At 39.6% G+C, this 19096-nt stretch carries 22 protein-coding genes; all 22 read left to right on the top strand.

Annotated elements, in window-relative coordinates; translation table 11 throughout:
• The first annotated feature begins 17 nt into the window (after window positions 1-17).
• The 22 genes from buk (at window position 18) to BLV55_RS03965 (ending at window position 19089) form a co-directional block, all read left to right on the top strand.
• Window positions 18-1112, top strand: coding sequence for a butyrate kinase (gene buk / locus BLV55_RS04065; protein ID WP_093311433.1), 1095 nt, complete (start codon window positions 18-20; stop codon window positions 1110-1112).
• 1 nt (window position 1113) lies between these two features.
• Window positions 1114-1800: a nucleotide-binding protein gene (locus BLV55_RS04060; protein ID WP_093311431.1), complete on the top strand. Its 687-nt coding sequence runs from the start codon at window positions 1114-1116 to the stop codon at window positions 1798-1800.
• Window positions 1801-1838: 38 nt separating this feature from the next.
• Complete coding sequence (locus BLV55_RS04055) at window positions 1839-2063, top strand: 4Fe-4S binding protein (RefSeq protein WP_093311429.1); 225 nt, start codon at window positions 1839-1841, stop codon at window positions 2061-2063.
• A 24-nt stretch (window positions 2064-2087) separates the two neighbouring features.
• The gene (locus tag BLV55_RS04050; protein WP_093311426.1) at window positions 2088-3152 is read left to right on the top strand and encodes a 3-methyl-2-oxobutanoate dehydrogenase subunit VorB; all 1065 of its coding nucleotides are present in this window, start codon (window positions 2088-2090) and stop codon (window positions 3150-3152) included.
• Complete coding sequence (locus BLV55_RS04045; RefSeq protein WP_093311422.1) at window positions 3152-3901, top strand: thiamine pyrophosphate-dependent enzyme; 750 nt, start codon at window positions 3152-3154, stop codon at window positions 3899-3901. The genes BLV55_RS04050 and BLV55_RS04045 overlap by 1 nt, the downstream gene beginning before the upstream one ends.
• A gap of 1 nt (window position 3902) precedes the next feature.
• Window positions 3903-4457, top strand: a complete 555-nt coding sequence (locus BLV55_RS04040) for a 2-oxoacid:acceptor oxidoreductase family protein (RefSeq protein ID WP_093311419.1) — start codon at window positions 3903-3905, stop codon at window positions 4455-4457.
• Between the two features lie 130 nt (window positions 4458-4587).
• Window positions 4588-4863, top strand: a complete 276-nt coding sequence (locus BLV55_RS04035; RefSeq protein WP_093311417.1) for an EsaB/YukD family protein — start codon at window positions 4588-4590, stop codon at window positions 4861-4863.
• A gap of 1 nt (window position 4864) precedes the next feature.
• Entirely contained in the window at window positions 4865-6037 is a 1173-nt protein-coding gene (locus tag BLV55_RS04030; RefSeq protein ID WP_093311414.1) for a HesA/MoeB/ThiF family protein, read from the top strand.
• A gap of 6 nt (window positions 6038-6043) precedes the next feature.
• A complete protein-coding gene (locus tag BLV55_RS04025; RefSeq protein ID WP_143033165.1) occupies window positions 6044-6616 on the top strand; it encodes a ubiquitin-conjugating enzyme E2 in 573 nt (190 codons plus the stop codon).
• A gap of 59 nt (window positions 6617-6675) precedes the next feature.
• On the top strand, window positions 6676-7665 hold the full coding sequence (locus BLV55_RS04020; RefSeq protein ID WP_143033164.1) for a LysM peptidoglycan-binding domain-containing protein: 990 nt from the start codon (window positions 6676-6678) through the stop codon (window positions 7663-7665).
• A gap of 6 nt (window positions 7666-7671) precedes the next feature.
• Window positions 7672-8010, top strand: a complete 339-nt coding sequence (locus BLV55_RS04015; protein WP_093311407.1) for an RING finger protein — start codon at window positions 7672-7674, stop codon at window positions 8008-8010.
• Window positions 8011-8162: 152 nt separating this feature from the next.
• A complete protein-coding gene (locus tag BLV55_RS04010; RefSeq protein WP_093311404.1) occupies window positions 8163-9857 on the top strand; it encodes a sensor histidine kinase in 1695 nt (564 codons plus the stop codon).
• Between the two features lie 10 nt (window positions 9858-9867).
• Entirely contained in the window at window positions 9868-10650 is a 783-nt protein-coding gene (locus BLV55_RS04005) for a LytR/AlgR family response regulator transcription factor (protein WP_093311401.1), read from the top strand.
• A 153-nt stretch (window positions 10651-10803) separates the two neighbouring features.
• Window positions 10804-11301, top strand: a complete 498-nt coding sequence (locus BLV55_RS04000; protein WP_093311398.1) for a DUF8052 family protein — start codon at window positions 10804-10806, stop codon at window positions 11299-11301.
• Window positions 11302-11338: 37 nt separating this feature from the next.
• Window positions 11339-12952 (top strand): carbon starvation CstA family protein, encoded by a 1614-nt coding sequence (locus tag BLV55_RS03995; RefSeq protein WP_093311395.1) that lies wholly within the window; start codon window positions 11339-11341, stop codon window positions 12950-12952.
• 176 nt (window positions 12953-13128) lie between these two features.
• On the top strand, window positions 13129-14364 hold the full coding sequence (locus tag BLV55_RS03990) for a patatin-like phospholipase family protein (protein ID WP_093311392.1): 1236 nt from the start codon (window positions 13129-13131) through the stop codon (window positions 14362-14364).
• Window positions 14365-14462: 98 nt separating this feature from the next.
• Window positions 14463-14606 (top strand): hypothetical protein, encoded by a 144-nt coding sequence (locus BLV55_RS14550; RefSeq protein WP_176968247.1) that lies wholly within the window; start codon window positions 14463-14465, stop codon window positions 14604-14606.
• 122 nt (window positions 14607-14728) lie between these two features.
• The gene (locus BLV55_RS03985) at window positions 14729-14995 is read left to right on the top strand and encodes an HPr family phosphocarrier protein (protein ID WP_093311388.1); all 267 of its coding nucleotides are present in this window, start codon (window positions 14729-14731) and stop codon (window positions 14993-14995) included.
• 106 nt (window positions 14996-15101) lie between these two features.
• Window positions 15102-15623, top strand: coding sequence for an RNA polymerase sigma factor (locus BLV55_RS03980; protein ID WP_093311383.1), 522 nt, complete (start codon window positions 15102-15104; stop codon window positions 15621-15623).
• Complete coding sequence (locus BLV55_RS03975; protein WP_093311380.1) at window positions 15616-16506, top strand: hypothetical protein; 891 nt, start codon at window positions 15616-15618, stop codon at window positions 16504-16506. Before BLV55_RS03980 ends, BLV55_RS03975 begins: the two co-directional genes overlap by 8 nt.
• A gap of 35 nt (window positions 16507-16541) precedes the next feature.
• Window positions 16542-17693, top strand: a complete 1152-nt coding sequence (locus BLV55_RS03970) for a tRNA nucleotidyltransferase/poly(A) polymerase-related protein (RefSeq protein WP_093311377.1) — start codon at window positions 16542-16544, stop codon at window positions 17691-17693.
• 70 nt (window positions 17694-17763) lie between these two features.
• Entirely contained in the window at window positions 17764-19089 is a 1326-nt protein-coding gene (locus BLV55_RS03965) for a diguanylate cyclase domain-containing protein (RefSeq protein ID WP_093311374.1), read from the top strand.
• The last annotated feature ends 7 nt before the right edge of the window (window positions 19090-19096 follow it).

Here is a 19096-nt window from a genome sequence, read left to right as displayed (position 1 = left end):
AAGAAGGTGGTGAAAGAATGCCAGATATCTATCGGATATTAGCGATTAATCCAGGCTCAACTTCAACTAAAATAGCCATTTATGACAACGAAAAACCTGTTTTTGAAGAAGTGCTTCGACACTCTTCGGAAGAAATTGCGAAATTTGATAATATTTTTGATCAGTATGAATTTCGAAAAGAAGCGATCTTGGAGACGCTAAATAACAAAGATATTAATATTCAAAAGTTGGCAGCCGTAGTGGGTCGCGGGGGGTTGCTACATCCCATACCAGGAGGCACTTACGAAGTTAATAAAGCGATGCTGAAAGATCTGAGAAAAGGCATACTGGGACAGCATGCTTCCAACTTAGGTGGTGTTTTAGCCTATGAAATTGCAGGACAACTAAATATTCCCTCGTATATTGTGGATCCAGTAGTGGTCGATGAAATGCAAGAGATTTCACGCCTCTCCGGAATTCCGGAAATACCGAGGAAAAGTATTTTTCATGCATTAAATCAAAAGGCAGTTGGCCGAAGAGCCGCAAAAGATATGGGAAAAGAGTATAACGATGTGAATGTCATTGTGGCCCATCTTGGTGGAGGAATATCTGTTGGAGCCCATCAAAAGGGACAAGTAATCGATGTCAACAATGCGTTGGACGGGGAAGGACCTTTTTCACCAGAACGTAGTGGTGGTTTGCCTTCCGGAGAACTGGTAAAGTGGTGTTTTTCTGGTAAAAATACTCAAGAAGAGATCTATCGCAAAATATTGGGAAAAGGTGGTTTAATGGCATACCTTGGTACCAATGATGGGCGCGAGGTTAATCGAAAAATCAGCGAAGGGGATGCAAAAGCACAACAAGTCTATGAAACAATGGCGTATCAGGTTGCAAAAGAGATCGGTGCTTGCTCAGCAACTCTGAAAGGCGATGTTGACGCCATTATATTAACAGGCGGCTTAGCTTATGATGAACTTTTGACTGGATGGATTCAAGAACGGGTTTCTTTCTTGGGAGAAGTGAAAATATATCCGGGAGAAGATGAAATGATTGCATTAGCAGAAGGAGCTCTCCGAATTCTTCGGAAAGAAGAAGCTGCCTGCACCTATGAACCGGAAAAGGGAAGATCTTAGGATGAGTAGCCAATGGTTAAACGATCATCGTATTAGAATTATCACTGGAAATTACGGTACAGGTAAAACTGAATTTTCAGTGAACTACGCAATGAAACTGGCACTGAAGGGCCAGAAAACAGCTTTAGTAGACTTGGACGTGGTAAACCTTTACTTTCGGAGTCGTGAACAGCAGCAGAAACTTGAAAAAGCTGGCATACGAGTAATCTCCAGTTCTATCGAAGGCAGGGGAGCTGATCTTCCGGCAATATCGGCGGAAGTAGTGTCTCCATTACAAGATGACAGCTATCAGGTTGTACTGGACCTTGGCGGCGATTCGATGGGTGCAAGGGTTTTAGCGATGTATAGTGAATACTTTCAAGAAGAAAATACTTTCGATATGTTCTTTGTAGTCAATGCCAATCGACCAGATACGGCAACGAAAGAAGGCGTATTGAATCATATTGATGCCATTGCAAAGGTGTCGAAGGTTTATCCGACAGCTTTGGTAAATAACACGCATTTGCTCAGAGACACCAGTATGGAAGATATTGAGAGAGGGCAAAAGCTTTGCAGAGAAGTGTCGGCAGAAACCGGTCTGCCGATCCGATATATAAGCGTATTGGATCATTTGGCAGACCAACTGCCACCGCATTATGAAGGAATTGTTTTCCCTATAGATCTGACGATGCGGGAAAGCTGGATGTAAAAATCAAAGCAGTCAATACTACAGTGGGAGGTAAGATGATGGCAAAAGCTAGAGGTCGCGTTGAGTTTGATACTGGAAGATGCAAAGGATGTGCTCTTTGCGTCATTGCTTGTCCAGTAAAGATAGTGGAATTAGAAAAAGATAAAATTAACAGCAAGGGTTATCATCCGGCAGGTGTGAAAGATATGGAAAAATGCATTGCATGTACTAACTGTGCAACCATATGTCCTGACCTGGTAATAAGCGTATATAAACAAGACTAATTGTCCATCGAGGAGGAAAAAAAGATGAGTAAAGTACTGATGAAAGGAAACGAAGCAATCGCAGAAGCAGCAATTAAAGCTGGTTGCAAAGCTTTCTTTGGATACCCGATAACACCCCAGAATGAAATTCCGGAGTATATGTCAAGAGAAATGGGGAAACATGGTGGTGTGTTTGTACAAGCAGAGTCAGAAGTGGCGGCTATTAACATGGTGTATGGAGCGGCAGGAGCAGGCGTCAGAACGATGACATCATCTTCTTCTCCGGGAATTGCCCTCAAGCAAGAAGGGATCACCTATATTGCTGGTGCTGAAATTCCTTGCGTTATTGTAGATGTTAGTCGTGGTGGTCCTGGCTTAGGAAGTATTCAACCTTCCCAGGGAGACTATTTTATTGCTACCAGAGGTGGTGGGAATGGTGACTATCGACATGTTGCGCTAGCGCCAGCCAGCATTCAGGAAGCTGTAGATTTAGTGATGGAGGCTTTTGATATTGCTGATCAGTATCGAAATCCAGTGTTTGTTTTAGCGGACGGTATGATTGGTCAGATGATGGAACCAGTGGAGTTCAAAACTCCTCCTAAGAGGGAACTGCCAGCAAAGGATTGGGCGAGTACCGGTACCAAAAATAAACGAAAACCAAATATTATTAACTCTTTAGCCTTAGACCCTGCGCTTTTAGAACAACATAATCTGAAACTGGATGGTAAATATCAGGAAATGATAAAGAATGAAGTACGGGTAGAGACCTTCAATATGGATAAGGATCCGGAAATCGTATTAACGTCTTACGGCATTACCTCCAGAGTAGCAAAAAATGCCATTGAAATCCTTGAAAAAGAAGGTATACGAGCAGGACTTATTCGTCCTATATCTTTATGGCCTTTTCCTGAAAAAGCATACCAGGAAATACCTGCCAGCGCAAAGGCTGTTCTTTCTATCGAAATGAGCATGGGACAAATGATTGACGATGTGAAAATTGCATTAGCTGGTAAGCTTCCGACGTATCTTTATGGAAGACCTGGCGGTATGTGTCCGGAACCACAGGCAGTAGCTGATAAAGCCAAAGAAATTCTTGGAGGTGTTAAGTAATGGAAACCATGATATTTGGAAAAACTCAAGGACTAACGGATAAACAGTTCCATTACTGTCCTGGATGTACACATGGAATTATCCATCGACTGGTAGCAGAAGTTTTGGAAGAAATGGATCTTATTGGTGATACAGTGGGGGTTGCGCCAGTAGGTTGCGCAGTTTTAGCTTACGACTATTTTAATTGCGACATGCAGGAAGCAGCCCATGGTAGAGCACCGGCGGTAGCAACGGGTATTAAAAGAGTCCATCCGGACAATACGGTATTTACGTACCAGGGAGATGGGGATTTAGCCGCTATCGGAACTGCTGAAATTATTCATGTAGCTCATCGGTCAGAAAAGATGACCACCATTTTTGTGAACAATGCTATTTATGGAATGACTGGCGGACAAATGGCACCCACTACTCTTATTGATCAAAAATCAACCACATCACCTTATGGAAGAAGTGCGGCAGAAGCAGGACTGCCACTTAAAATGTGTGAACTGATGGCGACTATTGATGGCGCTGTATTTGTTGAACGGGTATCGGTGCATGATGTGCCACATATCAGAAAAGCTAAAAAAGCGATTCGAAAAGCTTTTGAAGTACAACAAAAGGGGCTTGGATTTGCGATGGTAGAAGTGTTATCTACTTGTCCGACTAACTGGGGAATCACACCGGTGGATTCCTTGACATGGTTAAAAGAAAACATGCTTCCTTACTATCCCCTAGGGAATTTCCGAACACCAGAGGAGGGAAAATAAAATGGCTACAGAAAAAATCATAATGGCTGGTTTTGGTGGACAAGGGGTTATGTCCATGGGACAGCTAATGACATATGCAGGAATGATTCATGGAAAACAAGTATCCTGGCTGCCAGCTTACGGTCCTGAAATGAGAGGCGGTACAGCTAACTGTTCAGTCATTGTATCTGATAGTCTTGTTGGATCTCCTATTATTACGGAAGATGCCAGTTGTGCTATTGTTATGAATCTACCCTCAATGACAAAGTTTGAAAACAACCTGGTTCCGGGAGGAAAATTAATTATCAACTCTTCCTTGGTACAAGAAGATCCTCAGAGAAAGGATATCGATGTTTATAAAGTTCCTGCAAATGCCATAGCGGCGGAAGCAGGAAGTCCAAAAGTTGCCAATATGGTAATGCTGGGTGCCTATATCGAGCTAACAGGAGCCGTTCCTTTTGAAGCTGTTTATGAAACCTTGAAAAAAGTGTATGGAGCAGGTAAAGAACATTTTATCCCAATGAATGAAAAAGCTCTTCAAATGGGAGCGGAAGCGGTTAGAAAAAAAACAGCTTAACTTCATTAGAGCTAGAGACATAAAAACCTGATGTGAGAATGCATCAGGTTTTTTTATGTCTGTTTGCTCGTAATCTGGGAACTGTGGTACAATGAATAAAATAAATGCTGTTATACGAGGAGGAATAAAAATGGAAGAAAAAGTGAATGTGTACATTATTGACACGACTGGAAATAAGGAACAGCAGGCAAGTTTGCCAACGGATGTGCCGGTAAATCGAATTTTAGTGAAGCTGGCAGAAAAAATGGAGCTTCCGATGACAGGACCAGATGGGAATCCAATAAGTTACAAATTTATTCATAAAGCATCCGGGAAGCAGTTGACGGACGAACAGACACTTGCGGAAGCTGAAGTTCAGGAAGATGATGTCCTAAGACTCCAACCGGAGATTACGGCAGGGATATAGCATGAATATAAACCTGGACGAGTTACAGGAAGACCGGTATGCCAGACTACGGTTAATTCCATGGTGGGATCAAGAAAAATTGAAAAACGCAAAGGTAATGGTAGTAGGAGCTGGTGCCATTGGAAATGAAATATTAAAAAACCTTGCGCTTTTAGGAGTAGGAACCATTATTATTGTTGACTTGGACCGGATTGAAAACTCCAACCTATCCAGAGCGGTACTGTTTAGAGAATCAGATGAAAACAAATCAAAAGCGTTCGTAGCGGCTGAAAGAGTACGAGAGATAAACCCGGAAATAAAGACCATTCCCATAGAGGGAAGCATTATCACTGAGGTAGGGAAAGGTTTTTTTCGTCATGTTGACCTGGTTCTTGCTGGTCTGGATAACCGGGAAGCCAGACTTTCCATTAATCAAAAATGCTGGAAAACCAATACGCCATGGATTGACGGCGCAATAGAGGTTTTTCAAGGATTTGCACGAGTGTTTATTCCACCGGATAGTGCTTGTTATGAATGTACCATGAATGAGGCAGATTATCGGTTGCTTAACTTCCGAAAGTCATGTTCGCTTTTAACCCGAAAGCAAATGGAAGAGGGAAAAGTCCCTACGACCCCAACAACGGCTTCTGTTATTGCGGGAATTCAAGTACAGGAGGCTGTAAAGCTGTTGCATCCGGAAACGGACTTACAACCATTGGCTGGGAAAGGATTTGTGTTTAATGGTTTATCTCATGATTCCTATGTGGTTACCTATCCGATAAAAGAAAACTGCCTTAGCCACGAATCATGGGAACCTATACAGGCGTTGGCCTTGAAATCAGAAGAAACAACTATAAAAGACCTGGTGTTTCTTGCAAGAAACAAACTAAAAACAAAGGAAGTCGTGATAGAAACAGATATGGAAATGGCGATTAAGGCAGCATGTCACTGTGGAAAAGAAGAATCTCTTTTCAGACCACTGACAGATATTAGTCTTGAAGAAGCAACATGCACAAGCTGTGGAGAAGAACGTGAAATACAGATGACACATAGTTTTTATGGAGATGAGCCCTATGCTCCGTTAACACTTCAGCAAATAGGGTTTCCGCCGGGAGAAATCTTCCAAGGCAGAAGTGAAGAAGGGTTGGTTTATTTAGAAATGACAGGTGACGTAGATTCTATTTTAAAGAGGTGACATGTGGTGAAGGCACGATTAAAACGGCTAGAGTCGGATTTTAACAGTCTTAAACTTGAATTTTCCAGACACCCTTATATCGATATTGAACCAATTGCGGGAGAACCGCCAGAAAAATATTTGATAACCTATAAAATGAAAGGCTATAAAATGGATGAAAAAATAGGAAGGCCAACGTTGACAAATAGACATCAGGTCGAAGTATACCTGCATGCTAATTACCCGAGAGAAAAACCAAAATGTCAAATGAAAACCCCGATTTTTCATCCTAATTTCAGGTATCAGGTTTGTATTGGTGATTTTTGGGGTGCCGGTGAACGATTGGTGGATATTATCATTCAAATTGGAGACATGATTCAGTATAAAAATTACAACCCTAAAAGCCCATTAAACATTGAAGCTTCTCGATGGGCTAAGGAAAATCAGCATCGATTTCCGGCTGATAATATTGATTTATGGCAACCGGAGCCGGATGTAAACTTTTCTGGCGCTAAAAAAGATCATTTTAGCATTACCTTAATGCCATCTAAAAGAAAAAGTAGTAGTGCGAACCAAGAAGTTGATATTAAGTTATTATAGAAACAGTTGAAAAAGAGACTAAATGGAGTAAAAGTAAATACCAGGAAAGGAGATTGCCCGTGGAGTTTGAGATTGAACTGGGGGAATCCAAATCACTGGAAAAACCATCTGATCGATTTGTAATAAAATTTGATAAAGAAGTGCAACGCCAAATTGACCGTTATGCGACAACGGATACCAATAGGGAACTGGGGGGCGTTTTGCTGGGAAAGGTAGAAGAAAGGGCAGAGGGACAAACCCTCTTTGTTTCGGGTATGTTGACAGCTGAAAAAACAACAGCTGATAGAACTTCCCTTACTTTTACCCACGACACCTGGGCTCAGATTCATCAGGATAAAGAAGCTTTTTTTCCTGAAGAAAAGATAGTAGGATGGTTTCACACACATCCTGGTTTTGGTATTTTTCTGTCAAAATATGACTTGTTTATTCATGAAAATTTTTTTAACTTACCTTGGCAAATAGCTTATGTAGTTGACCCTGTTCAAAAGAAATGCGGGTTTTATCGCTGGGAACAGGATCGAATTGTAGCGACAGACTATACCTCATTTTCTTCTCAAAAGCTGATGGTTTCTAAGGCAGAAAAACCGATAAAAGACAATTCTATTAGCCAAAAGAGCACAGTGGAAGAACCGATGAAGAAATATGCGACCAAAGAGAAAAAACTAATCGCCGCTCTTAGTATTAGCATTGCGCTGCTACTGGTGACAAATATGCATCGTTTAGATTCTGATGCATCAGTCGATAAAGCAATGAATGAGCCTCAGGACGAAAAAATAAAGGGGCTACATGAAGTCATTCGTGATTATCAGACGGATATTGAAGAGATCCAGAAAAAAGTTTCTCAGTTAGAAAAACAGGTGGAAAGCTATACGGAAGATAGATTGTTTTTTTATACAGTTCAAGAGGGAGACAACCTATGGTCTATCAGCAGACAATTTTATGATAATCCTTTTGAATATCAATACTTAATGCGTCTCAATCACTTAGAAAATCCAGACAGTTTAGAAATTGGACAGCGATTGCTTTTATATCATCCGATGGGAGAGTGAGTTTCATTGGTTTCCAACAATATGGTTATATGTCCTTACTGCCAGACAGCGATTCGAGTAGGTGAGGAAAACATCTTATGCTCTGATTGTAAAATGCCTCATCATCGTGAGTGCTGGATCGAAAATGGAAAATGTACGACCTATGGTTGTAAGGGACAAATGAAACCTAATCTGAGAATAGCGGCTCATCGCAGGCAAAACCTTCCTCCTATTGAAATCACATTTGCGGAGACAGAAGAAAAGTCTTTTAAGAAACTGTTTTTTCGATACCAATGGGTATTCATTTTAGGAATATTATTTTTGCTGGGGCTAGGTTATTACTTAAATCATGTCTACTTGCCTTGAAAGGTAAAAATCTTTCTTGTTGCTCTTAAATAAGATTCTTTATTACCTCGCTGAGATGATATCCGGATGATATTCAGGGAGGTTTTGTTTTGGGTTTTAAGGTTGGGTGCTTATCAGGGTGTTTATAAGGCTATAAGGAGAAGAGGATAAAAATGATGATTGAAATGCTTTTTGACTTAATCAACCGATTAGGTGTGATCATTATATTAGCCGTGATCATATCAAAAATTGGAATTTTTAGACGTTTAATTATCAAAAAAAATGCAAGACTATTGGATAAGCTAATACTAGCGTTTATTTTTGGGTTAATAGGAATTCTAGGAACTTATTATGGAGTGCCGGTACAAGGAGCTTTGGCCAATACCCGGGTAGTAGGGGTGATGGTGGGAGCTCTTTTAGGAGGCCCACTGGTAGGTTTTGGTGCTGCTTTAATAGCAGGAGGACATCGTTTCCTAATTGATATTGGAGGCTTTACAGCTTTAGCCTGTGGAATTTCAACCATAGTGGAAGGAATCATGGGAGGCTACTTTTATTTTCACCTTCGAAATAAAGAACAGAAATGGAAATATGCGCTACTGATTGGAATGCTAGCGGAAGCAGCTCAGATGGTTATTATACTTCTGATCGCCAGACCTTTTACCGATGCATTGGCGCTTGTGAAAATAATTGCAGTGCCCATGATTATTGCAAACTCCATAGGAATCGCCCTGTTTGTAGGAATCTTAGAAAATATCTATAAGGAACAGGAACGAATTGCAGCCATTCAAGCTGAAAAGGCATTAAAAATTGCCAACCTAACCTTACCCTATTTTCGAAAAGGGTTAAAGGAAGAGGTGGCAGGAAAAGTAGTCGAAATTATTTATCAAACCATCGATATTGCTGCTGTCTCCATTACCAATGAAACAAAAATTCTTGCGCACTGCGGTCTGGGAGGAGAACATCATCGTACGGGCGAGTTAATAGGCACAGGAGCTACTTTAGGGGTGATAAAAAGTGGAGAGCATCGAGTGATTAACAAAAAAGAGGAAATTAACTGCCATTACCAGGACTGCCCTCTGAAAGCAGCCGTTATCGTTCCGTTGAAAGAGCAGGAAAAAATTGTGGGAGCGCTGAAGCTATATAGAGAGGCGGAGCACTCGATCTCTCACTTAGACGAAGAGTTGGCATTGGGGTTGGCACAACTTTTTTCAACTCAAATAGAAGTCGGCCGTGTAGAAACCCAGGAAAAACTACTGGTAGATGCAGAGTTGAGGGCATTGCAGGCTCAAATAAATCCCCACTTTCTTTTTAATGCCATTAATACTATCCAATCTTTTATGCTTTTTGATGGAAAGAAAGCAAAATTTTTGCTGAACTCACTTTCGGTGCTGTTTCGGAAAAGTTTATCAGCGCAAGGGGATTTAATAGACTTCGAACAGGAAATAGCCTATATAAAATCCTATTTAGAAATTGAAGAAGCACGTTTTGGGGATCGGCTGAAAGTGGAATATGACCTCCAAGATGGAAAATCGATAAAAATGCCACCGTTAATTCTGCAGCCGCTGGTTGAAAATGCGGTGCTCCATGGGATTTTACCTAAAAAAGAAGGTGGAGTTGTGAAGATTTCATCCTCGCTGATAGGCAAAGACTACTTAGTAACCATCGAAGATAACGGTACCGGTATCGATCAGGCAAAAATTCCGATGCTGCTGGAAGAAGATCATGAATGCGGAGAACGAAAATCTGTAGGACTGGTGAATATTCATAAACGGCTGATTACTTTATATGGAAAAAACTATGGAATGAAAATTGAAAGCAATCAGGGAAAAGGAACCAAAGTAAAGGTTCGCTTTCCCATAGGTGCATAGGAGGAAATGTATGAAAATATTAGTGGTTGATGATGAAATGCCCGCAAGAAAACAGATTGCTGCCCTACTTAATGAGTATGGAGAATCAAACTTCATGATTGAAGAAGCTAACAGTGGCGAAGTCGCATTGAACAAACTGAAAAATAAGGTTTATGACGTGGTTTTTTTGGATATTCATTTGCAGGATATGTCCGGTTTGGATGTTGCGGAAACAATGGTGAACAATGAAGTGGATGCAAAAATTGTTTTTGTGACAGCCTATGATGAATATGCGCTGAAAGCTTTTGAATATGCAGCGGTAGATTATCTTCTTAAGCCTATCGATGAAAGACGGTTTGAAAAAACACTGCTGCACTTAATGCATGCTTATGAAAAGCAGAGTGAAGCACAACTGACGAATCCCTTGTCAGCCGTAGAAAAACTTTTAATAGAGCATTTTAAGGAGGAGCAGCGGAAAAAGAAATTAACCCTCGAAAGAGATGAACGGCTCTATGTTATTGATTTAGAAGATATTTTATACATAGAAACGGAAGAGGGAAATACAAAAGTGATCACAGCAAAAGGAAATTTCACTTCGACCTTAACCTTATCGGAATGGGAGGAAAAGCTGCCAGATCCACCTTTTTTTCGAACTCATCGAAGTTTTCTTGTCAACTTAGAGGAGGTAAAGGAGGTTTTATTTTGGTTTAACAATGCGTTGCAACTTAAAATAGAAGAGGATAGCAATCGTTTGATTCCGGTCAGTCGAAATAATACTAAAAGCTTCAAAGAAAGAATGAATATTATTGGATAGGCGTTACCATTTAACCAAAAAAACATACCGTTCAACTCTTCTTACAGGCTAGTTAAGAATTTAAAAGAGAATCAATAAAACATAAGAGTATAATTAAGTTGATAAAAAAGGATTAAGTGGGTATAGGCAATAAAAAAGTAAAAGGAGTATACCATGATATTTGATCGCTATCTGGAATTGATAGAAAATCGGCTTTATAACTATTTTGACATTGAAAGAGAATACGAATATCAACAAAAGACATTTAATCTATATGCACAGTCGAAAATCCGAAGTGAACGCTATTTCGCCAGTAAAAAGTTAAAAGTATATGCAATGGAGAATCACGAACACGTCTTCCTGCATAAAACCGAACAGCTAACCGGAAATGAGCTGGATCATTTTTGGAGAATATTGGTAAAGGCAACGGAAGAAAAGGTAAGCCCTCACAATGAACATATGTCTACTATTATTACTGGCGTTATTGTGTCGGAGAGAGAACCGGATGCCATTGTCCTTGAGCAACTTCAAAAGGCGAAGCATAATAAAAGCTTTGCTCTTGGGTTTAAGGGATGGGTGTATATTCGCCTCTTATTAGTTAACGCTGATACAGGGAGCGTATATTTTAATAAAAGAGGAAAGGAGGTTAAGGAAGTATATTCACCAAAGTAAATCACAAAAAAACCGCAATAATAAAAGGAGGATCGGTATGAGTGCATTATTATTAGTTCTTATTTCAATTGTTGCTTTTTTAATTGCTTATGTAACTTATGGCGCCTGGCTGAGCAAACAGTGGGGCATTGATGATTCAAAACCAACGCCAGCCCATACAAGAGGTGATGGTGTCGATTATGTACCAGCTTCTTCAGCTGTGTTGCTGGGTCACCATTTTGCTTCGATCGCTGGTGCTGGTCCTATTGTTGGACCTATCGCAGCAGCTATATTTGGATGGATACCTGTATTACTATGGATTATTGTTGGAAGTATTTTCTTTGGAGGAGTCCAAGATTACAGCTCACTTTTTGCATCCATCCGACATGATGGAAAATCCATTGGAGAAGTTATTCAAGCCAATATGGGAGCAAAAGGAAAAAAACTCTTTTCAGTGTTTGCATGGCTAACCCTTTTGCTAGTAGTAGCGGCATTTACAAATATTGTTGCTAATACATTTGTATCAGTGCCAGCAGCGGGTACAGCATCTTTGCTGTTTATTGTAGTAGCCGTTGGTTTTGGGAACTTGGTTTATCGACGTGGCTTTTCCTTAAAAATAGGTTCTGTTATTGGCGTTGCATTGCTATTAGCCTGTATTGCTTTAGGAAATATGTTCCCCTTAGTTCTTTCTAGGAATGTATGGATTGCATTTTTATTGGTATATATTGCGATTGCTTCCGTTACTCCGGTGTGGATTCTATTACAACCTCGTGATTACCTGAATGCTTATCTGTTATATGCCATGTTAGCAGGCGCCGTGTTAGGACTTTTAATATCCAGACCGACATTGCAGCTAGAAGGATACATGGGTTTTAATGTGGGGGGACAGTATCTGTTCCCGATGCTATTTATTACCGTTGCCTGTGGTGCGATTTCAGGCTTTCACTCTTTGGTAGGGTCAGGAACTTCTTCGAAACAGCTGACAAAGGAAAGTGATGCAAAGATTGTTGGTTATGGTGGTATGCTGATAGAAGGGGTACTGGCTACGATTGCGATTATAACAGCTGCTTATGTAGCTGGACCAAGATTAACAGAGCTATTAGCGGATGGTGGACCTGTTAATGTATTTTCTGATGGCATCGGTGTTTTTATGACCAGTTTTGGAATACCTTTTGAAATCGGAAAATCCTTTGTGGCTTTAGCTGTTTCGGCATTTGCCTTAACAAGCCTTGATACAGCAACACGACTGGGAAGATTTATTTTGCAAGAATATTTTGAACCAGAAGATCCAACAGAGAAAAAACCGATCTTTACAAATATGTATGCAGCAACAGGTGTGACTGTTGTTTTAGGTGGATTGTTAGCCGTTACTAGTTGGGATTTAATATGGCCTATTTTTGGGTCAGCTAACCAGCTTTTAGCCGCTTTAGCCTTAATGGCTGTAGCTGTGTGGCTTAAAAAAGCCAACAAAGGATACAAAATGTTTATCGGACCTATTGTCTTTATGTTTGCGGCCACTTTGGTAGCCTTATTTTTCCTTGCACGAACAAATCTAATAGCACAAAACTGGATATTAGTAGTATTCCCTGTTGTTCTATTTGTATTAGCGATTATTCTTCTTGTAGAAGGCTTCGGTATTTTATTTAAGACAGAAGCACCGGAACAAAAATAAGAAAAAACAGTAGAACAAGATGATTGTTTCAGAAGAGAAGATGTTTTAATCTTCTCTTCTTTTTAGTTTTAAAAGAGAATAGCAAAAGGATGGATAATAAATGGTATAATAAGTAAAGAAGTAGGATATGTCGAAAAAGAAGAAAAGAACTTCTGACGAATGAGGAGAGAAAAGCAATGGTTGGTTTGACATTAGAAGGTGGAGGTGGGAAAGGTGCTTATCAGATAGGTGCCTGGAAAGCTTTTAGACAAAAGGGAATCACTTTTTCTGGCGTAACGGGTACTTCTGTCGGAGCTCTAAATGGTGCTATGATCCTACAGGATGATTTTGAATTGGCATGGAATACCTGGTATACGGTGGAACCCAACAAAGTTTTATCGATTGATGATGATATTAATGAACTGATAACAGACTGGAAGCTGGATCAAAAAAATGTTAGTATTCTATTAGAGGAAATACGAAAAGTAGTAAAAAATGCAGGAATTGACACCTCGCCACTATACCAGCTTATTCAATCCATGATCAATGAAGAAAAAATACGCAAGTCGTCAAAAGACTTTGGGTTTGTTACCTATTCTCTAACCGATATGGTTCCGCTAGAACTGTTTAAGGAGGATGTACCGGCAGGAAAACTGGCTGATTATCTGATGGCATCTTCTTACTTACCAGTGTTCAAAGAAAAGAAGTTTGATGGAAAACGTTTTTTAGATGGTAGTTTTTATAATAATTTACCAATTAATATGCTGTTAAGAAAAAACTACTCTAAAATATATGCGGTGCGGCTCTACGGAAGAGGGCGGATTATCAAAGTGAATCCTGGAGATGCGGAGATTGTTTATATTTGCCCTAATCGGGAACTGGGAGGAGTGCTTAATTTTTCTAAAGAACAAAGCCGAAGAAACTTAAAGCTAGGGTACTTGGATACATTACGTGTATTGGACTCGTTAAAAGGAACCGTTTATTATTTTTATGACATGCCTGCGGAACATATTGCTTTAAAAATGCTTTTCAGCTGGCCGGATGCATTACAAAAGGAAATTTGCATAACCTTGGATTTAGATCAAAAAAAAGCGTTAAACAGAACCTTTATGGAAGAAGCTATTCCAACAATGATCGATATTTTTGATCTGCCAAAGGAGGCGCGTTATCAAGATCTGTTAATGACAATCATCGAAGCTATAGCGAAATATTTTGATATTGAACCATTACAGTTATATGGCTTCGATGAAATGATAAGAACCATTCTTGCGTTGCCAGACAAGCAGCAAAAAAATAAAGATAGCGATCATAAAATGACCTATTTCTTTAAGCCTCCGGAAACTTTTCTGAAAAAGGGAAAAGAAAAAAAACGCCAGGACTTGATAGCGCTTCTGAGCACTTATAAGGCAGTGTTGTTTCGATGTAGTATTTAGGCGGATCGAGGTAATGAGTAGAAAATAGACAAAAGGGTAAACATAAGAAAAGCATCCAATCATTTCGATGGAACTCTAAAATGCCAGGGGGAGAGGTAATGTCTCAAACGAGAAAAATAAAACGCAATCAAGCGAAAAAAACTGTAAAGACAGATAAAGGAAAAAAAGTGATTAAGATAGTAGCGGCAGCTGTGGTAATACTGATAGCAATAGTCATTTTTCTGGGAGTGCAGTCCCTTTGATAAAATAGGAAATTTTTCTTTTTTTATCAATAGATATGAGGTACAATGGAATGAGACAATTCAGAAATTTTTAGCGATATCATACATTTGAGTTTATGACATAGCAGAAAGGATCGATGCTTATGCTGGAAAAAAACATCCTAATTAAAAATGAAACAGGAATACATGCCAGACCAGCCGCTATTCTTGTTAAGTATGCCATGCGTTTTGAATCAGATATTAATATTTATCGGAGTGGCAATGTATACGATGCAAAAAGCATTATGAACGTTATGAGCATGGGTGTCAGACAAGGTGAAGAAATACATTTAGTCGTAAAAGGTCCTGATGAAATTCAGGCTTTTGAAGAAATAGTAAAGCTAATTGAAAATAACTTTAAAGAAGCGTGACAAAACTCTGTCGCGTTTTTTTATTGAAAAAATGCAACCCTTTCAAGGAGATTACGTATTAATGGATAGAAACGGAAATGATAGTAGGAAAAGAGGGTGACAATCAATGACATCTGTTTCATCGCAGCATAAGCTATTTCAAGAGACCTATGAGCGTCTATGGCCTCAAGTTTATCAATACGCATATTATCGCCTTCAAAGTAAAGAAGAAGCCGAAGAAATATCTCAGGAAGTATTTCGAAAAGTATTTCAGCAGGTAAAAAAAGGAAAGATAGAAGAGGAAAAAATTCGTGCTTATATTTTTGCTGCCTTAAGAAATACGATCTATGATACCTGGAGACAAAAAGGAAGAAGTCCTAAAGTGGTAGAGTTTGATCAAGTAAGCGACAAAAACATGTTTACTTCTGAAAATCAAAAAATTGAAGAAAACATGATGGTTCGAGAAGCGCTGAAAAAATTGCCGGAGACTTATCAGCAGGTGGTTGTATGGCGCATCGTTGAAGGCTATCCATTGCAGGAGGTAGCAGAACGTTTGGGGAAGCCTGTGGGGACAGTTAAAAGTTTGCAATTTAGAGGTGTCAAAAAGTTAAAAGAAATACTGGAGGAAGGAGGGTATTTCAATGGATAAAAATAAATCCTTATACCATGAAACGGAATATCTTAACGATTTCATTGATGAATTAATAATGGAATGTAAACCCACCGAACCTCCCTATTTAGATCAAGATATGGCTAATATGCTGGAAACGGTGAGAAGTGTCAAAAGGTTAAAAAATGATGACGAAAAATGGGAGTGGCAGGAGCCACAGCAGAAGAGTGAAACGCCAACCCTTTTTCTTTCTCCTCAAAGAAAGAAGTGGATCAAGTGGATTTCTGTTGCAGCCACTATTGTTTTAATAGTAGGAGCATTACAGATGCAAAGAGGACCGGAAGAAATACTGGAATTGGCTTCTACAGATATGGCGATGGAAGAGTCAGCAGACATGCAGAAAGATGCGGCACCACGGGCTTTTTCGGTGACGGAGGAAGCACTCGAAGCTGCCATGATGGATCCGGTAAGCAAAAAAAGTACGGCTACTGTCTTTAATGTGATTGATCGAAACTATTTAGAACTTAATTTGTTAGAGGAACCCTTTGGAGTTCATCAATTCAAAGTGAGTGAAGAACTTCGGGAACAGTTGACAGCCTACCCGATTCAACCAGGAGCATTAATAAGCATTAGCTTTGAAGCAATAGAAACGGAGCAATGGAAACTGACCAACCTAGATCAAATCGATCAAGTAGTGGTGACCGGCGTTTTTCATGGAGCCGTAGATAGCAATTCTGTAGAAGTATCGATAGATGGACATTACCGAGTATTATCTGTCAGCCAAGAAGCGGCTGAGAAGATTAAACAGATTTCCGGGAGAATGGCAGAGGAAGCAGGTATAGAAAAGCCTGTGAGAATAACCATAACATCATCAGATATTATGTTGAATGGTGAAGTGAAAAAAATAGAAGTGTTAGAGTAAAAAGCCATAGGTTCGAGGAGAAGTGGAGCTGTTCAATGAAAAAAGAAGATTTAATTCAACAGATTGTCAACATGAAAGGCCAGCCATACTGGGTCGGTGGGTGCGTAAGAGATCCGCTACTGGGATACAAGGCAAAAGACAAAGATCTAGTTATTTTCAACCTATCGGCAATGAATTTGGAACATATTTTATCTTCACTGGGAAGATGGAAAAAATATGGAAAGAATCAGTTGATTTGGGCTCCTGCTGAATTGAAAGTTGAAATAACATTGTCTGGTGCATCCCTACAACAGGATGCCTTCGGAAGAGACTTTACAATGAATGCCATTTATCAAGAGGCGATAACAGGAAAAATAGATGATCCTCTCGGCGGGATAAAGGATATAAAATCCAAACAGATAAAGATGACGGGTCCTGAAACTTTTAGGAAGGACCCTTTAAGAGTATACCGTGCGATTCAATTAGCATCACGATTTAATTTGTCGATAGAAGTAAGCACCCTACAATTGATGAAAAAAGAAAGCATATCTCATATTCCAGCCGAACGGACTTATGCGGAAATGCAAAAATGGATAATGAGCCCTTTTCCACAAATTGGATTTGAATATATGGTTAAGACAGAAAAATGCTTGTCTTTTATTAAGGGAAAGCAAGAAGATGAGATAAAAAAGAAAATTGAAAAAGTGATCTTTTTTAGGGATAAAAGCAAGAATCCAGAGTTGTTTATGTGGGCATTATTGATCTGTTATGCGTACCAGTCTGTTTTTTCAAATACTGAAAAAGCATTAGGAGAGATGGATTTCAAGAGCATTCGAGAAGCTTTTTACCAAATGAGTCGCCATCATGAAAAAAGTAATGCGCTCATGAAAAGGCTAAGTGCTATCAAAAGGTTGTTGAACTATGAAAATGCTGCCGATTGTCGACGCCTCTCCTTATTGCTGGATAAAGAAGAAACCCTACTCTTTGCAAAAGCCTTAGAGAGAAATGATTTGGAAAAAATGATTCATCAGCATTGGCCGGCACAAGAAATAGCCCCTTATTTTACCGGCAATCGTCTAAAAAAAATGGGTATTCAAGAAGGCACGGAAATTGGAAAATGGCAAAAGATAGCTTTTGAACTCCAACTGGAAGGAGTTGAAATAAGAAAAATAGAAGAATACATTAACAGGCACATACAGTTATCTTAAATGGGAATATACCTCTGGTCAAAAATATGGTAAAATTGAGGAAAGAGCCTTGGACTGAGGTGTAAATGTAATGGATGAACGTGCAAAGATATTTTTGGTGGAAGACAATTTAATGGATACGAAGGCAATCGTAGAAACATTAAGGAAAAAGCAGTACTTATTGGTGGGCACGGCCTATTCTGTTGAAGAAGCCATCCCGCTGGTTGCCAGGACAAAGCCCGACTTAGTGCTGATGGATATTCATCTAAAAGGTGAAAAAGATGGAATTTACGGAGCCTGTGAAATACAAGAAAACCTGGGGATACCGATTTTGTTTATATCCGGGTTTTTAAATGATGATGTTCAGCAACGCGTTCTAGAGGCGGATCCAAGTGGATTTTTAGTAAAACCCTTTAACGAGCAGGAACTTCTGATTAACCTAGAACTAGCTCTATATAAAGCAAAAATGAAGCAGAAACTGGATCAGCAGGAAATTCGATTTCAGTCAATGGTAAAAGCACTGCCTGACTTGTTAATCAATTATGATAAAGATGGCAATTACTTAGAGGTAACCACTCAAGAGGTTGACATCATGCCGGTAGGATTTGATGAAATCAAAGGAAAAAATGTGATGGAAGTATTACCACAACCCCTGGCAGAGACAGTTTTGCTATATATTAGCAAAGCTATTAAAACCGGTAATATGCAGACGGTAGAATATGATCTGGAAACCCCGAAAGGGCTACGTAAGTTTGAGATGCGTTTAGCAGGCAGCGGAAAAGAAGAAGCCGTTGCCATTATTAGAGATGTTACGGAAGCTCGGAAAACAGAAGAAGCCTTACTCCATATGAGGTTTCGTGACCGGATGACCGGCTTATATAACCGAGATTTTTTTGAAGAGGAACTGCAAAGACTGGACACAGAGAGGCAGCATCCCTTGAGTGTAATCATTGGAGATATTGATGGATTAAAAATGGTGAATGATATCTTGGGTCATCAGGAAGGGGACAAGCTGCTTCAACGAACTGCTCAGGTGATGAAAGACTGCTTTCGGGAGGAAGACATTATTTGCCGGACCGGTGGAGATGAATTTACGATTTTATTGACGCAGACCGATAGAATCAATGCTCGGAAAATGATGCGTAGAATACGGGCAAGATGTCAGGAGCTAACAGCGAAAGGAGATTTCACTCAATTAGCCCTGGGATCAGCAACGAAAGTTGATGACCGTAAAAGCATAGAAGAACTATTAAAAGAAGCCGATGATAATATGTATCAAAACAAACTGACTAATAGAGAAAACAAGTTAATAGACCTTTTGAAAATATTAGAAAAAAATCCGAATCTTGACCCTGAAGCCAATAAAAAATACTGGGAAAGAGTATCAAGGTTTAGACCGTTAAGAAAAAAGACGTAGCTTATAA

The organism is Tindallia californiensis, assembly GCF_900107405.1.
In the GTDB taxonomy this organism is placed as follows: domain Bacteria; phylum Bacillota; class Clostridia; order Peptostreptococcales; family Tindalliaceae; genus Tindallia; species Tindallia californiensis.
This window is presented reverse-complemented; position numbering and strand designations above follow the sequence as displayed.